Source organism: Huintestinicola sp. (genome assembly GCF_050874005.1).
Classification (GTDB): Bacteria; Bacillota; Clostridia; order Oscillospirales; family Ruminococcaceae; genus Huintestinicola.
Genome location: NZ_JBNMJV010000002.1, coordinates 46051 through 66116, shown reverse-complemented (window position 1 = coordinate 66116; position 20066 = coordinate 46051). Strand labels below are relative to the sequence as shown.

The following is a 20066-nucleotide window of genomic DNA, read 5'->3' as shown; positions in this document are numbered from 1 at the left end:
TCATATGTTGGTGTCGAGATCGCCGCCGTCCCGGATAATTTCACCGTAACAGCAATTATCTCCTATCTTATCTATTTTAACATAAAAAATCATTTTACGCAAACTTTTTTCTGAATTTTTTGTTAAAATTTTTATATGAGCGTAATTCGGCGCATATCCGTGATGAACGCCGTCGGATTTTTCACGCTCAAAAAGAACGGGAAACTCTTTTCCCACAAGGCTTTGCAGGAATTTTCCCCGACATTCGGCTCCCGCATCGGCAAGTTCCCTTGCTCTCCGCTTTTTTATGTCACCCGGCACCTGATCCTTCATAAGGTCGGCTTTTGTGCCTTTCCTTCGTGAATATGGAAAAACGTGGATATCGGAAAAGCCGATTTTTCTGATAAATTCCACCGACTGCCTGTGATCCTCCTCGGTCTCTCCGGGAAAGCCCGCCATAACGTCCGCAGTAATTCCACAGTCGGGAAAAATGCTCCGTATACGCTGTACAAGTGCGGCATATTCATCTGCTGTATAGCGCCTGTTCATTGCCCTCAGCGTCCTGTCACAGCCGCTTTGGAGCGACAGATGAAATGAGGGACAGAATTCGGGTACAGCCGCAAGCCTGTGAAGGATCTCATCGGTCATTCTCTCAGGTTCAAGGGACCCGAGCCTTATCCTGTCAATGCCTTTTATACCGCTTATAGCCTCTACAGCGTCTGCAAGTCCCAAACCAAGCTCCGCACCGTAAAACGCAAGATTTATCCCCACAAGGACTATCTCTCTGTAGCCGTTTTCGGCAAGCCTTTCTGCTTCGGAAACAATGTCGGGAAGAGGCTTAGACCTTATCCTGCCTCTTGAATAGGGGATTATGCAGTAGGTGCAGAAAGCATTGCAGCCGTCCTGTATCTTCATAAAAGCACGGGTATGCCCTTCAAGATGTTCGGCGGACATCGCTTCAAAGCTGTCGTGAGATGAATATGGCGCAACGGCGCAGACACGCTCTCTGTCCTCGAGATATTCTTTTACAAGCCTGACGATATCGCTCCTGTTTTTTGTTCCCGTCACGATATCGGCGCAGCTTTCGGCGGCGGCTTCCTCTGGAAATGCCTGAGGAAAGCAGCCTGTGAGAACAATGACCGCCTGCGGGTGGTCACGTCTCAGACCTCTTAAAGTCTGCCGAAGCTTGCTGTCGCTTTCGGAGGTGACTGTGCAGGAGTTTATCACAAAAATATCCGCAAGATCTTTTTCGAGAGTTGTTGTAAAACCCTCGGCTTCAAAAGCTGCAGTCATACAGGCAGTTTCGTAGGTGTTGACCTTGCAGCCGAAGGTCATAAAGTGAATATACATAAAATCCTCCGCAAAAAGTTGTGCAATTTGTACACTTAAAACCTTTCAGTTTTTTTTAACTATATGCTATTATACAATAAAATAAAAAAAATTGCAAATCCTCTTGACTTAATCGGAAAAAACTGCTATTCTTAATACTAAGGAAACTGCAAGTAAAGAAAAATCAGGCGGTTTTCTCAGGGACAAACCTAATTTAATGAACACCACGAAAGGATGGGTTGTTATGAAAAAGACTACTATTATGCTTGCAACTATCAATGATGTTAAGAACTTTGTTTCCGAGGTTTCTCTGTGCGATTACGACGTTGATCTCCTTTCCGGAAGATACGCTGTAGATGCTAAGTCTATTATGGGTATTTTCAGCCTCGATCTTTCCAAGCCCATCACTCTTGAGGCTCACACAGATGACGCTTCCGAATTTTTTGAGAACATCAAGCAGTTCATTGTAGAATGAGTTCTATAACTTAAGTCTATGGCGGCTGTCCCGTTTGCTTCGGGGCAGCCGTTTTCTTATGCATAGATGTTTGTCCTAATTATCCCGTCATCGGCATAGAATGTACGGGTGATAGAATGAAAAAAGCATTTACAAAAGCTTCCGCAATATTTTTAGGCATTGTAATGATAATGACCTGCACATCGGAAATATCCGCCGAGGATAAGCCTGTGAGGGACTATAAGGAAAGCTATGTCCTGATGGAGCCTTATACGAAAACGGTCATTCGTGAGAAAAACGGCGATGTGCCTGTGCAGATGGGTTCCTTCAATAAGCTTATGACCGTCCTGCTGGCCGCTGAGGCGATGGACAGGGGAGAGCTTACCTTTGATACGGTCATCACCGCAAGCGAGAATGCCAATTCCAAGCAGGGCGCACAGATTTGGCTTATGCCCGGGGAAAAATCAACTCTGTCTGAGCTGTTAAAGGGCGTTATCATCGGAAATGCCAATGATGCCGCCTGCGTTATTGCCGAAAAAATAGGCGGCACCGAGGAGAAATTCACCGAGCTTATGAACGCACGGGCGGCGGAACTTGGTATGAAAAACACCCTGTTCACCGAATGTACGGGCTACTATGACGACGGCAGCCAGCATACCACCGCCTATGACGCCGCCCTGCTCCTATGCGAGCTTTCAAAGCACGAGGAACTTACGGAAATATTTGTCACAAGGCTTGAGGATATCAAGGACGGCAAGGTTCAGCTTGTGACCTCAAATCCTATGGGACACAGATACAAAGGCTCAGTAGGCTTCAAATGCGGCACAGGACCTTCATCGGGATATTTTGCCGCCGAAGGCGCCTGCCGTGACGGATTTTCTCTTGTCTGCGCCGTAATGGACTGCAGGGACGAGGACAGAGCCTTAGGACTTGCAAAGGAGCTTCTTGACATAGGTTTCGGTGGCTATACGGTCATTTCCCTTGATATCCCCGAGGATATGCCCGATGCTGTAAAGGTGAAAAACGGCTGCGGCACAGAGGTCTCCATATCTGCAGAACAGACGGGAAACGCTCTCATAAGCAAAGGTTCGGAAGACGCTGTGGAAGCCCGTATCATCCTGCCTTCCTTCGTGTATGCTCCCGTCGGACGGGGCGACAAGATAGGCGAGCTGAGATTTTACTGCAAAGACAGGCTATTAAAGACCGTACAGCTCAGAGCAGCGGAGGATATCCCGAAAAAAAGTGTTCTTAGCGTATTGTCAGATATGCTGAAATATATCACTGAATTTTAGTTAAATCAACTAATTTTTCGATAATTGAGTTAATGTTGCCAAAAAATCTTGCAAATTCTCTGAAAATATAGTAATATAATATTTGTATATGGATTGATTGTCACATTTGGAGAGAAATGTGAATTTTTAGGAGGATACAAACAATGGCACCTTTTAAACTTAATACCAAATATCTTGAAGGCTATATCGCTCCCCACGAGATGGAAGCAGTCAAGGCTCAGGCTGAGCTTGCTGCAAAGACTCTTGAGGAAAGAACAGGCGCAGGAAACGACTTCCTGGGCTGGCTCGACCTCCCCGTAAACTATGACAAGGACGAGTTTGCAAGGATCAAGGCTGCCGCAAAGAAGATACAGTCAAATTCCGATATCCTTATCGTTATCGGCATCGGCGGTTCCTATCTGGGCGCAAGAGCAGCTATCGAGCTTATGAAGTCGCCTCTTTACAATAACCTTAAGAAGGACACACCCGACATCTACTATGTGGGCAACAATATTTCCCCCACATACCTGAATGAGATTCTTTCCATCTGTGAGGGCAAGGATATCTCGGTAAATGTTATTTCCAAATCGGGAACAACCACCGAGCCCGCTCTTGCATTCAGAGTATTCAGAGAACTCGTTGAAAAGAAGTACGGCAAGGAGGGCGCAAAGGAAAGAATTTTCGCCACCACCGACAAGGCAAGAGGAACCCTCAAGGAGCTTTCCGACAAGGAGGACTATGAGACCTTCGTTATCGCCGACGACGTAGGAGGCAGATATTCCGTCCTCACCGCAGTAGGACTTCTTCCCATTGCAGTTTCGGGCTGCGATATCGACGCCGTAATGGCAGGCGCAGCTCAGGCAAGAGAGGAGCTTAAAGCAGGCTTTGATAATAACGACTGCTATAAGTACGCAGCTATCAGAAATATCCTCTACAGAAAGGGCAAGTCCATCGAGATACTTGAGGCATATGACCCCTCTTTCGCAATGATGGCAGAATGGTTCAAGCAGCTCTTCGGTGAGAGCGAGGGCAAGGACAACAGAGGCATTTACCCCTCTTCCTGCATCTTCTCCACCGACCTTCACTCTATGGGTCAGTTCATTCAGGACGGCTCAAGAGTAATGTTTGAGACTGTTGTTGATATAAAGAAGCCCAAGCAGGACTTCTTCCTCGAGGACGACGCTCAGAACCTTGACGGACTGAACTTCCTCACAAACCAGAATATGTCCGTAGTAAACAGATGTGCATTCGAGGGCACTATCCTTGCACATACCGAGGGCGGCGTTCCCAACATCGTTCTCGAGCTTGAGGACACCACCGAAAAGAGCTTCGGTTATATGGTATATTTCTTCGAGAAGGCTTGTGCCGTAAGCGGCTATATGCTTGGCATCAATCCCTTCAATCAGCCCGGCGTTGAAAGCTACAAGAAGAATATGTTCGCACTTCTGGGAAAGCCCGGATATGAGGATCAGAAATCGGCTCTTGAAGCAAAGCTCGGCAGATAAAAAGGCTTCTACCCTTATAAAGGGTGATGATATAAGGAATATGGCGCTTTGACGGGATCATCCTGTCAGCACCCGGAGCTGCACAGCGGCGCTCCGGGGGTCTTGCACCGATATTCCGCAAAATAATTTTCCGCCGCTGAGAATGGAGTTATTATGGTAAAGATTATTACAGGTAATAAGGGCTCAGGTAAGACTAAGATACTCATTGATATGATCAATGCAGCTTCCCAGAACACCGACGGCTATGTTGTCTGCATTGATAAGAGCGATAAGCTCAGATATGATATCGGTCACAGCGTAAGAATTGTTGATACCGACGTAAACTGCATCTATTCCTTTGAGGCATTCTTTGGTCTCGTTGCAGGCCTTCTTGCAGGAAACTATGATATCAAGGATATCTTTGTTGATTCTATCCTCAAGATCGGCGGAGCAGATTACGAAGCTCTCGGTGCACTCCTTGCAAAGATCGACAAGCTCACAGGCAGCGATGTAAATGTTGTATTTACAGTATCCGCTGACAAGGCAGATCTTCCCGAGAGCGTTACAAAGTACGCTATCAAGTAATTTCTGAAAAAAATTTCTGCAGGCTATTGACATATCCTTTTGAATATGTTATAATATAGCTTGTGTGTTGGTGCAGGAGCGTATTATGGTTATAGGCTTAAAGCAGCTTTACGAGATAATCGGCGAGAAACAGGATATCTGTTGCGAGCTTTCCCGTGAAAGGCTGGATGAAATACGTGGTTATAGCTTTATCGGTCCTGTAAGTCTGAAAGGCGTGGTGTATAACCGTGCAGGCGTGGTAACACTCAGCTACACCGCCAAGTTTACAATAAGCGCCGAATGTGACAGATGTCTCAGCAAGTTTGAACGAAGCCAGTCATTTGATTTCGAGCATATTCTTGTCAGAAGCCTTAACAGCGACAACGACGAATATGTAGTTACCGAAAATGACAAGCTTGATCTGGACGAGCTTGCAGTAAACGACATTCTGCTGCAGATGCCGACAAAGCTGCTCTGCAAAGAGGACTGCAAGGGATTGTGTCCTAAGTGCGGTGCGGATCTGAACATTTCCGACTGTAACTGTGAATAACAGAAATGCCTGATGACTGTTTGACATATTCGCAAATATGTCGGGTCAAATCGGGCTGTCAGGAATTTGATTATCTTAAATGTTAAGGAGGTGCTGAATAATGGCAGTACCAAAGAGAAAAGTATCCAAGGCAAGACGTGACAAGAGACGTTCCGCTGTCTGGAAGCTGGACACCCCCGCTTTTTCAAGATGCTCACACTGCGGCGAGCTTACCGCTCCTCACAAGGTTTGCAAGAACTGCGGATATTACAAGGGCGTTGAGGTAATTAAGAAGGAAGCGTGATTTGTTTCCTCAAAAAGCAGAGCAGGAGCGATCCTTCTCTGCTTTTTTCTTAAAGTGATAATTGCGGAGGTACTATGTCTGCTGAAATTACGGGCGTAACAGCCAATTCTCCCGCTGCAAAATGCGGTATAAAAAGCGGCGATATCCTTGAAGCCATAAACGGCCATAAGATATCCGATGTGCTTGATTATATGTACTACTCCTCGGAAAATACCGTCACCCTGCTCTTAAAGCGTGACAAAAAGCACCTTATGCTTAAAATACGCAAGAGCGAGTATGACGACCTTGGACTTGAATTTAATACCTTTCTTATGGACAAAAAGCAGAGCTGCTGCAATAAATGCGTTTTCTGCTTTATCGACCAGATGCCCGAGGGAATGAGACAAACTCTATATTTCAAGGATGATGACGCCCGTCTGTCATTTCTGCTGGGAAATTATGTCACTCTTACCAATTTAAAGCAGGAGGACATAGACCGCATTATCGAAATGAAGCTGAATATCAACATTTCCGTGCATACCACCAATCCCGAGCTTCGCTGCAAAATGATGAACAACCGCTTTGCAGGGGAGAAGATAGACTATCTCCGTCAGCTTTCCGAGGCAGGCATTTCAATGAACTGTCAGATAGTCCTCTGCCCGGGGCTGAATGACGGTGACGAGCTTCGCAGAACACTTACAGATCTCGGCAGCTTAATGCCGAACATCAGCAGCGTGGCAATTGTCCCCGTAGGACTTACCAAATTCAGAGAGGGACTATACCCCCTTACAATGTTTGACAAAGAGGGCGCAGGCAGGACTATCGACATTATCGAGGAATTTCAGCAGAAATTCTTATCCGAATACGGTACCCGTCTCGTTTTCCCCTCGGACGAGTTTTATCTGAAAGCAGAACGCCCCCTTCCCGAATCAGATTTTTACGAGGAATACCCTCAGTATGAAAACGGCGTGGGAATGATGCGTTCCCTTTACGATGAATTTTTCGCCGCCCTGAACAGGGAGGACGCACTCGAAGCGGAAAAATATGAAAACATAAACCGTGACATATCCATCGCCACAGGTGCGGCAGCCTATGATATGATATCGGAGCTTGCAGCGGCAGCCGAGAAAAAATTCGGTCTTAGGTGCAAAGTTTATAAAATAATAAATCACTTTTTCGGAGAAACAATAACCGTCACAGGGCTTCTCACAGCAGGGGACATCATATCCCAGCTTGAGGGCAAAGAACTGGGAACAGAGCTTCTTCTGTCAAAATCAATGATAATCCACGACGGAGACCTGTTCCTTGACGATTATACCATTTCAGATGTGGAAAAAAAGCTTGGCGTTAAGCTCCGTTTTGCCGAAAACGACGGCGGCTCGCTGCTTGATGCCATTCTCGGAAGATAGATCAAATTCGATAAGAAAGAAGGTAATAAAATGCTGCCTATTCTTGCAATAGTGGGTCGTCCCAACGTGGGAAAATCCACCCTTTTCAATAAGCTTACAGGCAAGCGCCTTTCCATTGTTGAGGACACTCCCGGCGTTACCCGTGACCGCATTTATTCAAAGTGCGAGTGGCGCAACAGGGAATTTATGATAGTCGACACGGGAGGAATAGAGCCTGCCAGCGACGATGTTATCCTCGCTCAGATGAGACGTCAGGCGCAGGTCGCCATAGAAAAAGCGGACGTTATCGTGTTCCTCACCGATATCCGCTGCGGCGTTACGGCAGATGACTATGAAGTGGCTTCAATGCTTCAAAAAAGCGGAAAGCCCATCATTCTTGCCGTAAATAAATGCGACAGTATCGGTGAGCCGCCCCCTGAGTTCTATGAATTTTATAACTTAGGCGTGGGAGACCCCTTTCCCGTTTCCGCCCAGCACGGTCACGGCTCGGGAGACCTTCTTGACGAGGTGTTCAAGTATTTCCCCGATGATGATACCGACGAATATGACGATGAATATATCAAGGTAGCAGTCATCGGCAAGCCCAACGTGGGAAAATCCTCACTTATCAACCGCATCGCAGGGGAGGAGCGTGTGATAGTATCGGATATCGCAGGCACCACCCGTGATGCGACCGATACCGTCATAGAAAATGAAAACGGCAAATACGTGTTCATTGACACCGCAGGCATACGCAGAAAGTCCAAGGTAACGGAAAAGATCGAGCATTACAGCGTTCTCCGAGCCTATATGGCGGTAGACCGCTCCGATGTATGCGTTATCGTTATCGACGCACTTGTGGGCTTTACGGATCAGGACTCCAAGGTGGCAGGCTATGCCCACGAGCAGGGCAAGGCTTGTATTGTAGCCGTAAACAAGTGGGACGCCGTTGAAAAAGACTCAAACACAATGGACGAGTTCACAAACGACCTGAAGGAAAAATTCAGCTTTATGTCCTATGTACCATTTATTTTCATCTCCGCAAAAACAGGTCAGCGTATCGACAAGCTTTTTCCCCTTATAAACAGCGTAAATTCCCAGAACAGTATGAGAATAACTACAGGAATGTTAAACGATGTGCTTTCCTATGCCACCACAAGAGTTCAGCCCCCCTCCGACAAGGGCAGAAGGCTGAAAATTTACTATATGACACAGGCGTCCACCAAGCCCCCCACGTTCGTGATATTTGTAAACCGTGCGGATCTTTTCCATTTCTCCTATCAGCGATATATCGAAAACCAGATCCGTCAGACCTTCGGACTTACAGGCACACCCGTCCGCTTTGTTATCAGAGAACGAGATAACAGCGATACAAAATAAAGGGAACCTCGTTTAAACCTCCTTCTCGGCAAATTTTCTATGACTTTATTCATCTGCGTCGTTAACAAACCTTGTAATACATAAAGTATTACTGCGGTTTGTTGCCTAGCAGCTGAATAAAGTCATGGACGAAAATTTGCTCGAGTCCCGGTTTAAACGAGAACCCCTGATTAAGAGGTTGATTATAAATGTTGATAGTCACATTGCTGATAACAGCGGTCATTTCCTATCTTCTGGGAAGCTGCAACAGCGCAATCATAACCGTAAAGCTTTTAAAGCACGAGGATATCCGTGAGCACGGCAGTAAAAATGCAGGACTTACGAATACCCTTCGCTGCTACGGCAAAATACCCGCACTCATAACCCTTATCGGAGACCTTGCCAAGGGCGTAATCGCCGCATTTGTCTCCATCTATATCGCAAAGCTTCTCTTAGGAGCCGATTTTGAAAGCGCCTATTTCATCGACAGGCGCACGATCGGCTACATATCGGGACTTTTCTCCATTCTCGGACACATCTTTCCACTCTATTACGGCTTCAAAGGCGGCAAAGGAGTGCTTGTTTCCTGCTCGATACTGCTTGTGATAGACCCCATAACCTTCTGCATAGTTATTCCTTTCTTTGCCATAGTTGTGGCAATATCAAAATATGTTTCCTTAGGCTCCATACTTGCGGCAGCAGTATATCCCATCATCACATTTTTCGTTCACTACTTTATCTATGACGTGGGAGCGCCCAGAGCGCTTCTCCACACAGGACTTGTGCTCTGCACCAGCCTGCTTCTTATCTATATGCACCGCTCTAATATCCAGCGCCTGAAAAACGGCACCGAGAATAAATTCGGCAGCAAGAAAAAGGCGGACGGCGTAATGAACGACTCGGACGAAGTGAAATAAATCAAGGAGGATATGTCAATGGATAAAGCAAATATAATGGTTCTCGGCTCAGGCGGTTTCGGACTCAGCCTTGCGGTAATGCTGAACGGTATGGGACACGACGTTACCGTTTGGTCAAAATTCCCCGCCGAGCTTGACGATATCAGACGTGACGGCGAAAACAAAGCCAAGCTCCCCGGAGTAAAGATAAGCGAAAAAATAAGGCTCACCGACGATATTTCCGAAGCAAAAGGCAAGGACCTTGTGATATTCGGAATACCCGTAAATTTCGTAAGGTCTGTGGCAACGGAAGTTGCTCCATATATCGACGAAAAAACCGTCCTTGTGAATACGGGAAAAGGACTTGAAGGCGGCTCACTTAAATTCATAAGTCAGGTTATTTTCGAGGAAACGGGCAAGAAAATAGTAGTTCTCACAGGACCCTCCCACGCCGAAGAGGTGGCAATCGGAATGCCTACCACCGTAATAGCCGCATCCGAAATACCCTCACAGGCGGAATATGTCCAGAGCGTAATGTCAAACAGTACCCTCAGAATTTACAATAACGATGATGTTATCGGCTGCGAGATAGGCGGAGCGCTTAAAAATGTCATCGCCCTCTGCGCAGGAATATGCGACGGAATGGGCTTTGGCGACAACACAAAGGCAGCCCTTATGACCCGTGGAATATGGGAGATAACCCGTCTGGGAATGGCTCTCGGCGGCAAGCAGGAGACCTTTGCGGGACTTTCGGGAATAGGCGATCTTATCGTTACCTGCACCAGTATGCACAGCCGCAACAGGCGTGCGGGAATACTTATCGGACAGGGCGTTTCCCCCGATGAAGCAGTAAAGCAGGTGGGAACAGTGGAAGGCTATTTCTGCACCAAAGCAGCATATGAGCTGTCGAGAAAATGCGGTATATGTCTGCCCATAACCGAAAAGTGCTACAACGTGCTTTATAACGGAGCAAGCCCCCGAGACGCAATACGTGAGCTTATGGCAAGACCCAAGCGCCAGGAGAGCGAGATATCTCTTTACGATCTGAAATAAATTTTTTTCAAAGCCGCTTGAGTTCAAAAGCGGCTTTGTTATATATAATAGCACATCTGTACCAATTTGTCAATATCAAAAAGAACAAAAGTATCATATAAATTCAATTTCGTACAAATAACCAAAATCCACCGAACAAAATCATATAATCAGCACAAAAGTGCCAAGCGTATCGTTCACCCCTCCACCCTGTGAACGATACGCTTATTTTTTAACCTCAAGCATAAAACATTCCGCAGCCGAATAGAATGTACAAACAAAGGAAAGGAATGATATAAAAATGACGGCAGTTTCAAATGTTCTCAGATATTTCAGTCCCCGTATCGCAAAAGCCCTCACCGAAGTAAGAGGAAACATCAGCGAGATAAGGCTCCGTTCGGGAGCACCCCTCAGTATTACTCTTCCCGACCAGTACATCTATCTCACAGAAAACGGCGCATATACCACCTCAGCGGACAAAGCCCTGCGTATCACAATGGAGGATATCAGACACACGTTTGAAGCAGTTTGCCGCTATTCGGTGCATAGCTGCCAGAGCCAGATAAACAACGGCTTTGTCACCGTAGCAGGCGGTCACAGAGCAGGACTATGTGGCACAGCAGTCTACTCTCCCTCGGGAAATATAGAAAACCTCAAATACATAAACGGCATAAATTTCCGCATAGCAGGAGAGATGCGTGGAGCGGCAGATGAAATAGCCCGGAGTGTTATGAAGAACGGACTAAAAAGCGTCCTCATATTCGGCGCCCCCTGCTCGGGCAAGACCACCATACTCCGGGACCTCTGCCGTCAGGTGGGGGACAAGTACCCCGTCTCCCTTGTGGACGAGCGTTTCGAGATAGCCTCTGTCAGCGGCGGAAATGCGAATAATCACGTGGGAGCAAATACCGATGTTTTCAGCGGCTTTTCCAAAACCGACGGGATACTGACAGCCATACGTGTAATGTCCCCGAGAATGATAATCTGCGACGAGATAGGCTCAGACAGCGATATCTCTGCGCTTAGGCAGGCGTGGATAAGCGGAGTAAAGATAGCCGCCACAATGCACAGCGGCAGCGTGAGGGAGATCATTGACAGCAGCGTATATCCTCTTATCGCCTGCAAAGCCTTTGACTTTGTTGCCATAACGGAGGACAGGCAAATAAAGCGGATATTCAAGTCCGAGGAGATTATAATGCTTAAAGAAAGCGGTGGTGAATAATGATAAAGCTCATAGGAACGCTCCTTCTGCTCATAACATCGGTAATGACAGGCTCTCTTGCGGCAGAGGGGCTGAAAGCCAGGGTCAGCGCATTAAAGCAGGTTCGGATAATGCTTGAGTCCTTACGGCTTATGATACGCTACGAAGCCCTTGAGGTCTCCGAAATAGTCCGCCGTCTGTCCGAGGACAGGGAACTGTCGGGACTAAAATTTATTTCGCCTTTAAAAAAATATTCCGATGACTGCTTTGAAAGCGGACTTGTCACCTTTGACGAGATATGGGGAAGGGCATTATCCGAAAATACAGGCGACCTTACCACCGAGGGTGTTTCCGTATTATCAAGAACAGGAAAAATACTCGGCTCCTGCGACTGCGATGGTCAGCTTTCCGCCCTCACCATACTCTGCGAGGAAACGGACAGGCTCATTGCTGAAGCAAAGGAGCAGTATCTTGCCAAAGGAAAGCTGTACAGAGCGCTTGGAGCGGTGGCAGGCGCATTCATAGCAGTAATAGTTGTATAATGCGTTAATAACGAAAGGAACGGTAAAGCAATGGATATCGAGCTTATTTTCAAGGTGGCAGGGGTAGGGATAATCGTGTCGGTGCTGAACATTCTGCTTAAAAAGGCAGAGCGTGACGAGCAGGCGCTTATGACGACCCTTGCAGGGCTTGTGGTGGTGCTTATGCTTATGATAAGCGAGATAGGCGAGCTGTTCGAGACCGTCCGTGAGACCTTCGGTATATAGCTATGGCAGGGGATAAGCTTATAATAATAGCAGGGGCGTGCATATTCGCCGCCGTAATGTGCCGTGTGTTCGACAGTACAGCAAAGGAGTACGGCGTTCTGATAAAAACAGCCCTTGCCGTAGGTATTGCCGCAGTTGTTATCGGCAGTCTCGTTCCCGTAATAGAGCGGATAGAGGATATGTACAGCAGAATTTCCGCCGATGAAGCCTACCTTACCATAATGCTGAAAGCCCTGGGCATATGCTATCTCACCCAGCTTGCTTCGGATATCTGCCGTGACAGCGGCGAAGGCACTCTTGCGGTACAGTCGGAAATGGCAGGCAAGACCGCTCTGCTCCTTATCTCGCTCCCGCTTTTTGAAAAGACAGCACAGCTTGCGCTGGAACTAATATACTAAAGGAAAATAAAATGAAAAAGCTAATACTTGCCATAATAACAGCGGCACTTGCCGTCCTGCTGTGTTCCTTCTCGGTATCCGCCGAAGAGATATCCCTGGGCGAACTTGCAGAGGAATACGGCATAAACGAAATATCCGAAGCCTTGCCCTATGATGCCGAAAGCTTTCTGAGGGATAAGGGCATTTCCCCCGATGACCCCGACAGCATAACAAAGCTCACTCCAAAGACCGTAATTTCCTATATGTGGGAAAAGCTTAAATACAGCGCCGCCGCTCCCGTAAGACTGTTCGGGATAGTCCTGTCGGTCATAATTCTGGGAGCCGCCTCGGGAGCGGCGGCAGACTCAATTGGAAATAAAGGCAGCACCGGGCTTTACAGAACAATAACCGTAATGACAGCCATAATACTTACCGTTCCCTCAATGGAAAGCTGCATAAAAAATGCCGCCGCCACACTTAAAAGCGGCAGCGAATTTATGCTCTGCTATGTGCCCGTCTTTGCGGGCATATCCGCCGCCGCAGGAAACGCCGCCTCGTCGCTCAGCTACAATGCCATAGTCCTGCTCATTGCCGAAGCAGCCGTAAAGATCGCCTCGGATATGCTTATGCCCGTCATATCCGTCTGTATGGCAATGAATATCATCGACGCAGTAAACCCCACATTCAGCCTGTCATCGGTGACGGGGCTTATGAAAAAGATGACAACACTTCTTCTCGGTTTTGGAATGACCGTTTTTACGGGGCTTCTGTCCATTCAGTCCATCGTGGGAGCTTCGGCGGACACTCTCGGCGTAAAAGCGGCAAAATTTGTGGTGTCAAACTTTGTCCCCGTGGTGGGAAGTGCTGTAGCGGACGCATATTCCACAATGCGCTCGGGTCTGGGGCTTCTCAGGGGAGCGGCAGGAGCTTTTGGGATAATCGCTCTCTGCGTGACACTTCTGCCACCCGTCCTCGAGACCCTCTGCCTTTATCTTGCTATGACCGCAGGGGAGGCGGCTGCGGAAATGTTCGGGGTAAAGGAGCTTGGGACATTTTTCAAAGGCGCAGCTTCGGTTATGTCTCTGACAGCCGCAATACTTGCCTGTTTCGGGGTGATGTTTGTGATATCCACCGTCATACTTATGGCGGCAGGTCTCGGGACTGTAAATGCATAGGAGGGAAAGCTTTATGGATATGCTCTGTCAGATGTCGGCATCGGCGTGTGTGCTTGGGATATTATTTTCCGTAATAAGCAATATGACCCCCTCGGAAAAATTTTCACGTCAGATGAATATAATTTTTTCTCTTATCCTTATCCTGGTTATCGTCACACCCTTTGCGGACGGTGAATTTGACCTTGAAATGTCCCAGATCTCCGAAAGTACCCCCGAGGATTATTCGTACATATACAATGAGCAGACGGACAGGCTCATAAGCGAAAATATCAGCGATAATCTTGGACAGGCGCTGGCGGAGAAGGAAATTTTCCCGTTAAAAATATCCGTAGATATAAATAATTCCGCTGATGGCAGCATATCTATTATTGGAGCAGAGATCATTCTCCCGGAAGGTTCGGACAGTGAAGGAGCTGCAATGCTGGCGGCGGAGGCACTTGGAGTTGAAAAGTCGCTCATAATCGTAAAAACGGAGGATAAGGACAATGGAACTTCTTGAAAAGCTGAAAGGTATATGCAGCAGGCTCACAAGCAGCAAAAAAGCAATGACAATAGCTGCATTCCTGGGCATTGCAGGAATGATGATGATATTATTTAGCGGAGGTAAGGAAGATGAGGTACAGAAAGAGAGCGTCCCCGAAACGCCCGAAGAAAGCGTGTGGACAGACTATTGTGCGGACACGGAGCGGCGGCTTGAAGAGCTTCTTTCCGCCATAGACGGGGTGGGGGAGGTAAAGGTGATGATAACAGTCAGCTCCACCGAGGAGTACATATATGCACAGGCTGAAAGCGTAAACGGCGACAAAAAGGAAAACGAGTACGTGACAGTCAGAACCGAAAAAGGAGAGGAGGCGCTTTTAAAGCAGGTCAATACGCCTGTAATAACAGGTGTTGCGGCAGTCTGCGAGGGCGGAAAGTCGGACAGGGTGCGTGAGGAGATATACCGCACGCTCACAGCAGTCCTTGACATTCCCTCAAGCAGGATATACGTTACAGCTATGGAATAAATTTTTTAAAACGGAGGAAAAACTTATGCGCAAACCAAATCTTATCATCGGAAAAAAGCAGATAATACTTGCAGGTCTTACCCTTGTACTTGGAATAGCGGTTTATATGAACTATGTATTTTCCGAGGTGGGCGAGGAGATCGCGGCAGATGCAGATATCTCATCTGCCGAGAATGCCAGAGTGAACTACGGCGAAGCAGCCTTTGTGAATTCCGAAAGCCCCGAGGAGGTAAAGGATGTCTCCGCCGAGGTGGACTCATCGGATTACTTTGCCCAGGCAAGACTTTCGAGAATGACCTCCCGTGACGATGCCGTACAGACCCTTTCGGCAATACTCGGCGGCGGAGACCTTACGGAGGAAGAAAATGCGGCATACACAATGGAGGCTGTAAACCTCTCCCAGCTTTCCGAAAGCGAAAGCAAGATCGAATCACTCATCAAGGCACAGGGCTTTGAGGACTGCGTTGTATATCTTGATGGGGAGACAGCAAGCATAGTTGTCCGTTCCGAGGGGCTTGCCGCCGATGAAGCAGCACAGATAAAGGACATTTTGTTAACAGAGGTGACAATTCCTGCGGAAAATATCAGAATTTTTGAAGTTAAGTAGTTGTGTATTTCTCAAAGATGTGATATAATAAAAATAGTGAATATATTTGCCGCTTTTGCATAGTAAAGCGCCGAATGTAAGAACAAGCCTGTAGAGTACCGAAAAAAAATCGGTATTCTCACAGGCTTTAGGGCGTATGTTACATAATCACATCTGATTACGGGAAAGGATATTTAAAATATGGGTAAAGCATTAAAGAGAAGTCATATAAGAGAAGCTGCATTTCTGCTTATTTTTGAAAAGATGTTCAGGGACGACAGCTGCGATGAGATAATCGACTCCGCAAAGGACGCAGACGAGTATGATTTCAACGATGAGGTCTGCCGTATCTTCAAGGCAGTTACCGAAAAAGCCGAGGAGCTTGACAGTATCATCTCCGAATACAGCGAAAAGCGTAAGGTAAACAGGATAGGCAAGGTGAGCCTTGCGGTTTTAAGACTTGCCATATATGAGTGCCTCTATGAGGAGACAGTTCCCACAAGCGTTGCCATAAGCGAGGCTGTTGTGCTTACAGAAAAGTATGCCTTTGATACAGACAAGCAGTTTGTAAACGGCGTTCTCGGCTCATTCTCACGCAGCGGAAAAATACCCGAAAAGAACATTCCCGAAAAGTCCCGGGGAGACGAGGAATAATGCCGCTTTTCTTAGGGCTTGACACCAGCAATTACACCACCTCGGCGGCGGTTTTTGACAGCGAAAGCAGAAAAATGCTGTCACATAAAAAGCTTCTTTCCGTAAAAAGCGGAGAAGCGGGACTTCGCCAGAGCGACGCCGTGTTTCAGCATACAAAGCAGCTCCCCGAGATAGTAACGGGACTTTTTTCGGAGCTTGGCGAAAACACCGGTATCACCGCTGTAGGAGCGTCATTCAGACCACGTAATATCGAGGGTTCATATATGCCCTGTTTCTTATGCGGAGAGGGGCTTGGGGAAAGTATCGGAGCGGTGAGCCGAATTCCCATTTATAAGACCTCACACCAGATAGGGCATATCCTTGCCGCTTTGTATTCGGCGGACAGGCTTTCTATGATAAATGCGCCATTCATCGCCTTTCACGTAAGCGGCGGAACAACGGACTGCCTTTACTGCGAGCCTGATGAAAAGGAGCTTATCAAGGTCACCGAGACCGCTTCCTCACTTGATCTGAAAGCAGGACAGCTTATCGACCGCACAGGGCTTATGCTTGGGCTTGATTTTCCCTGCGGAGCCGCACTTGAAAAAATAGCTCAAAAGGCGGATAAAAGCATTAAGGCGAGGGCCGTGATAAAAAACGGTTCCTGCTGTCTTTCGGGCTTTGAAAACAAGGCGCAGGCAATGCTCCGAAGCGGCGAGACCCCCGAAAACACCGCAAGATATATCCTTAATGCAGTCTTTTCCTCGGTGTATGAAATGACCGAATATGCCTATGGGGTGTACGGAAAGCTCCCCGTTATTTTTGCGGGGGGAGTTATGTCAAACGGATATATCGGAAAGCTTTTATCACAGAAGCTTGATAATGTTTATTTCTCCGCCCCCGAATTTTCCTGCGACAACGCCGCAGGCATTGCGCTGTATGCGTATTATACTTACGAAAGGCAGATAAAATGAGCAGCATATTGACCGTATCACAGCTCAACAGATATATGTCCTTCAAGCTCAAAGAGGACAGCAAGCTGAGAGGACTTCTTGTCAAGGGCGAAATATCGGGCTTTACCCACCATATGCGAACGGGTCATTTCTATTTCACCCTAAAGGACGGGCAGTCCTCTGTCAAGGCGGTAATGTTTAGCAGCTATGCGAGCGCCTTGAAGTTTATGCCCCAGAGCGGTATGAACGTTATCGTTATGGGCAGCCTGCAGGTGTTCGAGCGTGACGGAGTATATCAGCTTTACGTGACCGATATCCAGCCCGACGGCATAGGTGCACAGTATCTTGCCTTTGAGCAGCTAAAAGAAAAGCTTGCCGCCGAGGGACTTTTTGACCCCATATATAAAAAGCCCGTTCCGAAATTCCCCGAACGTGTGGGAATAGTTACCGCAAAGGGCGGAGCCGCTCTCAGGGATATACTTAACATTTTAGGCAGGCGTTATCCCATATGCGAGGCTGTGATTTTCCCCTGTGTTGTGCAGGGAGAATATGCCGTTGACTCGGTATGCGAAGCGCTTGAATTTGCGGATAAAAGCGGCTGTGACGTTATTATCTGCGGCAGAGGCGGCGGTTCATACGAAGATCTGTCTGCATTTAACAGCGAAAAGATAGCCCGAACCGTTTTTTCTATGAACACCCCCGTCATATCCGCAGTAGGACACGAAACGGACACCACCCTTATCGACTTCACCTCTGACCTTCGTGCTCCCACTCCATCTGCGGCGGCAGAGCTTGCAGTTCCCGATATGTCGGCACTTGCGGCGGCTGTGACTTCTTACAGTAAGGCTCTCGACAATGCCTTTTCAGCCGTTATCGCACGTAAAAAGCAGGAGCTTCTTGCCATAGAGTCGGAGCTTAAAAATTACACGCCCTCTGCGGCGATATCGGCTATGAAGGAAAGGCTTATTTCAAATGAAAAAAGGCTTGTGGAAGCGATAAACATCTGCCTTGAAAGAAAGCGGAGCAAATTCGCCTCGGGAGCCGCCGCACTTGACTCGCTAAGCCCCCTTAAAATAATGGCAAGGGGCTACAGTCTTGTATACAAGGAAAAAACTCTTATCAAATCGGCAGAGGAGCTTTCCGAGGGGGACAGGATAACTCTGAAATTTGCGGACAGCGAAGCAAGTGCCATTGTAGGCAGGTAAAGGAGATAAAATTTATGAGCTTTGAAAAATCAGTTAAACACGTTGATGAGATAATCGGCAGGCTTTCCGAGGGGGACGTTCCTCTTGAAGAAGCCATCGAGCTGTACAAAAGCGGCGCAGATGAGCTTGCTAAATGCAAAAAGCTTCTTGAGGAAGCCGAAAAAGCTGTAATGACCGTTACAAGTGCGGAGGAGCTTTGATGATGAAGGAAATTCTTGAAAAGCGCACCCAGCTTATTAACCGAAGACTAAAGGAGATTATGAGCGTTTACACAAAGGAAAACGCCGCAAATCAGCTTGTCTGCGCCGAGGCAATGGAGTATTCCCTTGAAGCCGGCGGAAAGCGCATAAGACCCGTTCTCGTCACCGAGTTTGCCCGTATTCTCGGCAATGCGAAGGAAAAGGCAGTTGACTGCGCCTGCGCTCTTGAGATGATACACACCTTTTCCCTTATCCACGACGATATGCCCTGTATGGATAACGATGATCTCAGACGGGGAAAGCCTTCCTGCCATAAGCAGTATGGCGAGGACATCGCTCTCCTTGCCGGAGACGCACTTGAAAACTACGCCTTTGATGTCATTGCCTCCGATGAAAAGATTTCTTATGAGCAAAGGGTAAGGCTCATAAAATGCCTGTCCCGTGCGGTGGGCATACTCGGTATGATCGGCGGTCAGACCATTGACGTTAAAAATGTGGGCAAGCCCTTTGACGCCCAGATGCTTCTTGAAATGTACTCTATGAAAACGGGCGCTCTCATAAAATGCGCCTGTGAAATGGGCTGTATCTGTGCAGAAAGGTATGATATGATACCAAAGGCAGAGGAATATGCCGAGGCTATGGGACTTGCATTTCAGATAGTTGACGATATCCTTGACATCACCGCAGACGAAAAGCTTCTCGGCAAGCCCGTTCACAGCGACGCCGAACTGAATAAGGCTACATATCCTGCTGTATTCGGTCTTGAAGCGGCAAAGCAAAAGGCGGAGGAGCTAACAGAGAAGGCAGTCAATATAGCGAAAAGCTTACCCGACAGCGATTTCCTGTCACAGCTCACTGCATATCTCCTCAAAAGGGAATTTTAAAGGAAAGGGAATGTTATCTGATTATGGAGTATTATAATTATATCCTTGTAACTTCCATTCTCGGCTGGTGCATAGCTCAGCTTCTCAAAACCATCATCAATCTTATAAAATACAAGAAATTCAGCGTTGAAAGGCTTTTCGGAGCAGGAGGGTGGCCCAGCGCACATTCGGCAATGGTATGTTCGGCGGCTGCGGGAGTTTACCGTGTCGAGGGCGTGGCTTCCACCCAGTTTGCCATAATGTGTATCGTTGCGCTCATAACAATGTATGACGCAATGGGAGTGCGCAGAGCCGCAGGACAGCACGCCAAGGCTATCAACAGGATTAACCGCATACTTGAAAGCAAGCCTGCTTCTTCGGGCAAGCCCCTTGAGGATATCGCCCAGGCAGCCAATACAAGCATTGCGGTGATGAAGGAATATCTGGGACATAATCCTTTTGAAGTGGCAAGCGGTGCCGTACTCGGAATAATCCTGGCATTTGTTATGCCCATAAAATTATAATAAGGAA

General features: G+C 47.5%; 25 protein-coding genes. 24 read left to right on the top strand and 1 reads right to left on the bottom strand.

Annotated elements, in window-relative coordinates; all coding sequences use genetic code 11:
* Positions 1-1329 carry a tRNA (N(6)-L-threonylcarbamoyladenosine(37)-C(2))-methylthiotransferase MtaB gene (gene mtaB / locus ACR0QN_RS01325; RefSeq protein ID WP_432649380.1) on the bottom strand — a complete coding sequence of 443 codons (1329 nt, stop codon included), beginning with the start codon at positions 1327-1329 and terminating at the stop codon, positions 1-3.
* 223 nt (positions 1330-1552) lie between these two features.
* Here mtaB and ACR0QN_RS01320 point away from each other — a divergent pair, with 223 nt between their 5' ends.
* The 24 genes from ACR0QN_RS01320 to ACR0QN_RS01205 all read left to right on the top strand — a co-directional run bounded on the left by ACR0QN_RS01320 (position 1553) and on the right by ACR0QN_RS01205 (position 20059).
* Complete coding sequence (locus ACR0QN_RS01320; RefSeq protein ID WP_432649379.1) at positions 1553-1783, top strand: HPr family phosphocarrier protein; 231 nt, start codon at positions 1553-1555, stop codon at positions 1781-1783.
* Positions 1784-1899: 116 nt separating this feature from the next.
* A complete protein-coding gene (locus ACR0QN_RS01315) occupies positions 1900-3054 on the top strand; it encodes a D-alanyl-D-alanine carboxypeptidase family protein (protein WP_432649378.1) in 1155 nt (384 codons plus the stop codon).
* Positions 3055-3197: 143 nt separating this feature from the next.
* Positions 3198-4538 (top strand): glucose-6-phosphate isomerase, encoded by a 1341-nt coding sequence (locus ACR0QN_RS01310; protein WP_432649377.1) that lies wholly within the window; start codon positions 3198-3200, stop codon positions 4536-4538.
* Between the two features lie 153 nt (positions 4539-4691).
* On the top strand, positions 4692-5102 hold the full coding sequence (locus tag ACR0QN_RS01305; RefSeq protein WP_432649376.1) for a hypothetical protein: 411 nt from the start codon (positions 4692-4694) through the stop codon (positions 5100-5102).
* Between the two features lie 85 nt (positions 5103-5187).
* The gene (locus ACR0QN_RS01300; protein ID WP_432649375.1) at positions 5188-5631 is read left to right on the top strand and encodes a YceD family protein; all 444 of its coding nucleotides are present in this window, start codon (positions 5188-5190) and stop codon (positions 5629-5631) included.
* A gap of 100 nt (positions 5632-5731) precedes the next feature.
* On the top strand, positions 5732-5914 hold the full coding sequence (gene rpmF / locus ACR0QN_RS01295; RefSeq protein WP_178724691.1) for a 50S ribosomal protein L32: 183 nt from the start codon (positions 5732-5734) through the stop codon (positions 5912-5914).
* A gap of 74 nt (positions 5915-5988) precedes the next feature.
* Positions 5989-7302 (top strand): DUF512 domain-containing protein, encoded by a 1314-nt coding sequence (locus tag ACR0QN_RS01290; protein WP_432649374.1) that lies wholly within the window; start codon positions 5989-5991, stop codon positions 7300-7302.
* 30 nt (positions 7303-7332) lie between these two features.
* Positions 7333-8661, top strand: coding sequence for a ribosome biogenesis GTPase Der (gene der / locus ACR0QN_RS01285; RefSeq protein WP_432649373.1), 1329 nt, complete (start codon positions 7333-7335; stop codon positions 8659-8661).
* Positions 8662-8849: 188 nt separating this feature from the next.
* The gene (plsY, locus tag ACR0QN_RS01280) at positions 8850-9557 is read left to right on the top strand and encodes a glycerol-3-phosphate 1-O-acyltransferase PlsY (protein ID WP_432649372.1); all 708 of its coding nucleotides are present in this window, start codon (positions 8850-8852) and stop codon (positions 9555-9557) included.
* A gap of 18 nt (positions 9558-9575) precedes the next feature.
* Positions 9576-10589 carry an NAD(P)H-dependent glycerol-3-phosphate dehydrogenase gene (locus tag ACR0QN_RS01275; protein ID WP_432649371.1) on the top strand — a complete coding sequence of 338 codons (1014 nt, stop codon included), beginning with the start codon at positions 9576-9578 and terminating at the stop codon, positions 10587-10589.
* 280 nt (positions 10590-10869) lie between these two features.
* Positions 10870-11790, top strand: a complete 921-nt coding sequence (locus ACR0QN_RS01270) for a hypothetical protein (RefSeq protein WP_432649370.1) — start codon at positions 10870-10872, stop codon at positions 11788-11790.
* Positions 11790-12311 carry a stage III sporulation protein AB gene (locus ACR0QN_RS01265; RefSeq protein WP_432649369.1) on the top strand — a complete coding sequence of 174 codons (522 nt, stop codon included), beginning with the start codon at positions 11790-11792 and terminating at the stop codon, positions 12309-12311. The genes ACR0QN_RS01270 and ACR0QN_RS01265 overlap by 1 nt, the downstream gene beginning before the upstream one ends.
* Positions 12312-12341: 30 nt before the next feature.
* Positions 12342-12536 carry a stage III sporulation protein AC gene (gene spoIIIAC, locus ACR0QN_RS01260; protein ID WP_432649368.1) on the top strand — a complete coding sequence of 65 codons (195 nt, stop codon included), beginning with the start codon at positions 12342-12344 and terminating at the stop codon, positions 12534-12536.
* A 2-nt stretch (positions 12537-12538) separates the two neighbouring features.
* Entirely contained in the window at positions 12539-12934 is a 396-nt protein-coding gene (locus tag ACR0QN_RS01255; protein ID WP_432649367.1) for a SpoIIIAC/SpoIIIAD family protein, read from the top strand.
* An 11-nt stretch (positions 12935-12945) separates the two neighbouring features.
* Positions 12946-14088, top strand: coding sequence for a stage III sporulation protein AE (locus ACR0QN_RS01250; RefSeq protein ID WP_432649366.1), 1143 nt, complete (start codon positions 12946-12948; stop codon positions 14086-14088).
* A 13-nt stretch (positions 14089-14101) separates the two neighbouring features.
* The gene (locus ACR0QN_RS01245; RefSeq protein WP_432649365.1) at positions 14102-14587 is read left to right on the top strand and encodes a hypothetical protein; all 486 of its coding nucleotides are present in this window, start codon (positions 14102-14104) and stop codon (positions 14585-14587) included.
* A complete protein-coding gene (locus ACR0QN_RS01240; RefSeq protein ID WP_432649364.1) occupies positions 14574-15095 on the top strand; it encodes a hypothetical protein in 522 nt (173 codons plus the stop codon). The genes ACR0QN_RS01245 and ACR0QN_RS01240 overlap by 14 nt, the downstream gene beginning before the upstream one ends.
* A 25-nt stretch (positions 15096-15120) precedes the next feature.
* A complete protein-coding gene (locus ACR0QN_RS01235; RefSeq protein ID WP_432649363.1) occupies positions 15121-15702 on the top strand; it encodes a SpoIIIAH-like family protein in 582 nt (193 codons plus the stop codon).
* Positions 15703-15882: 180 nt separating this feature from the next.
* The gene (nusB, locus tag ACR0QN_RS01230; protein WP_432649362.1) at positions 15883-16335 is read left to right on the top strand and encodes a transcription antitermination factor NusB; all 453 of its coding nucleotides are present in this window, start codon (positions 15883-15885) and stop codon (positions 16333-16335) included.
* Positions 16335-17288, top strand: a complete 954-nt coding sequence (locus ACR0QN_RS01225) for a peptidase M22 (RefSeq protein ID WP_432649361.1) — start codon at positions 16335-16337, stop codon at positions 17286-17288. The genes nusB and ACR0QN_RS01225 overlap by 1 nt, the downstream gene beginning before the upstream one ends.
* On the top strand, positions 17285-18472 hold the full coding sequence (gene xseA, locus ACR0QN_RS01220) for an exodeoxyribonuclease VII large subunit (protein WP_432649360.1): 1188 nt from the start codon (positions 17285-17287) through the stop codon (positions 18470-18472). Before ACR0QN_RS01225 ends, xseA begins: the two co-directional genes overlap by 4 nt.
* 14 nt (positions 18473-18486) lie before the next feature.
* Positions 18487-18672, top strand: coding sequence for an exodeoxyribonuclease VII small subunit (gene xseB / locus ACR0QN_RS01215; RefSeq protein WP_432649359.1), 186 nt, complete (start codon positions 18487-18489; stop codon positions 18670-18672).
* A complete protein-coding gene (locus ACR0QN_RS01210) occupies positions 18672-19556 on the top strand; it encodes a polyprenyl synthetase family protein (RefSeq protein WP_432649358.1) in 885 nt (294 codons plus the stop codon). Before xseB ends, ACR0QN_RS01210 begins: the two co-directional genes overlap by 1 nt.
* A gap of 23 nt (positions 19557-19579) precedes the next feature.
* Entirely contained in the window at positions 19580-20059 is a 480-nt protein-coding gene (locus tag ACR0QN_RS01205; RefSeq protein WP_432649357.1) for a divergent PAP2 family protein, read from the top strand.
* The last annotated feature ends 7 nt before the right edge of the window (positions 20060-20066 follow it).

Bases quoted from the DNA above. Each gene is read 5' to 3' on its own strand.
- mtaB (WP_432649380.1), bottom strand. From the start codon at position 1,329: ATGTATATTCACTTTATGACCTTCGGCTGCAAGGTCAACACCTACGAA.
- ACR0QN_RS01320 (WP_432649379.1), top strand. From the start codon at position 1,553: ATGAAAAAGACTACTATTATGCTTGCAACTATCAATGATGTTAAGAAC.
- ACR0QN_RS01315 (WP_432649378.1), top strand. From the start codon at position 1,900: ATGAAAAAAGCATTTACAAAAGCTTCCGCAATATTTTTAGGCATTGTA.
- ACR0QN_RS01310 (WP_432649377.1), top strand. From the start codon at position 3,198: ATGGCACCTTTTAAACTTAATACCAAATATCTTGAAGGCTATATCGCT.
- ACR0QN_RS01305 (WP_432649376.1), top strand. From the start codon at position 4,692: ATGGTAAAGATTATTACAGGTAATAAGGGCTCAGGTAAGACTAAGATA.
- ACR0QN_RS01300 (WP_432649375.1), top strand. From the start codon at position 5,188: ATGGTTATAGGCTTAAAGCAGCTTTACGAGATAATCGGCGAGAAACAG.
- rpmF (WP_178724691.1), top strand. From the start codon at position 5,732: ATGGCAGTACCAAAGAGAAAAGTATCCAAGGCAAGACGTGACAAGAGA.
- ACR0QN_RS01290 (WP_432649374.1), top strand. From the start codon at position 5,989: ATGTCTGCTGAAATTACGGGCGTAACAGCCAATTCTCCCGCTGCAAAA.
- der (WP_432649373.1), top strand. From the start codon at position 7,333: ATGCTGCCTATTCTTGCAATAGTGGGTCGTCCCAACGTGGGAAAATCC.
- plsY (WP_432649372.1), top strand. From the start codon at position 8,850: ATGTTGATAGTCACATTGCTGATAACAGCGGTCATTTCCTATCTTCTG.
- ACR0QN_RS01275 (WP_432649371.1), top strand. From the start codon at position 9,576: ATGGATAAAGCAAATATAATGGTTCTCGGCTCAGGCGGTTTCGGACTC.
- ACR0QN_RS01270 (WP_432649370.1), top strand. From the start codon at position 10,870: ATGACGGCAGTTTCAAATGTTCTCAGATATTTCAGTCCCCGTATCGCA.
- ACR0QN_RS01265 (WP_432649369.1), top strand. From the start codon at position 11,790: ATGATAAAGCTCATAGGAACGCTCCTTCTGCTCATAACATCGGTAATG.
- spoIIIAC (WP_432649368.1), top strand. From the start codon at position 12,342: ATGGATATCGAGCTTATTTTCAAGGTGGCAGGGGTAGGGATAATCGTG.
- ACR0QN_RS01255 (WP_432649367.1), top strand. From the start codon at position 12,539: ATGGCAGGGGATAAGCTTATAATAATAGCAGGGGCGTGCATATTCGCC.
- ACR0QN_RS01250 (WP_432649366.1), top strand. From the start codon at position 12,946: ATGAAAAAGCTAATACTTGCCATAATAACAGCGGCACTTGCCGTCCTG.
- ACR0QN_RS01245 (WP_432649365.1), top strand. From the start codon at position 14,102: ATGGATATGCTCTGTCAGATGTCGGCATCGGCGTGTGTGCTTGGGATA.
- ACR0QN_RS01240 (WP_432649364.1), top strand. From the start codon at position 14,574: ATGGAACTTCTTGAAAAGCTGAAAGGTATATGCAGCAGGCTCACAAGC.
- ACR0QN_RS01235 (WP_432649363.1), top strand. From the start codon at position 15,121: ATGCGCAAACCAAATCTTATCATCGGAAAAAAGCAGATAATACTTGCA.
- nusB (WP_432649362.1), top strand. From the start codon at position 15,883: ATGGGTAAAGCATTAAAGAGAAGTCATATAAGAGAAGCTGCATTTCTG.
- ACR0QN_RS01225 (WP_432649361.1), top strand. From the start codon at position 16,335: ATGCCGCTTTTCTTAGGGCTTGACACCAGCAATTACACCACCTCGGCG.
- xseA (WP_432649360.1), top strand. From the start codon at position 17,285: ATGAGCAGCATATTGACCGTATCACAGCTCAACAGATATATGTCCTTC.
- xseB (WP_432649359.1), top strand. From the start codon at position 18,487: ATGAGCTTTGAAAAATCAGTTAAACACGTTGATGAGATAATCGGCAGG.
- ACR0QN_RS01210 (WP_432649358.1), top strand. From the start codon at position 18,672: ATGATGAAGGAAATTCTTGAAAAGCGCACCCAGCTTATTAACCGAAGA.
- ACR0QN_RS01205 (WP_432649357.1), top strand. From the start codon at position 19,580: ATGGAGTATTATAATTATATCCTTGTAACTTCCATTCTCGGCTGGTGC.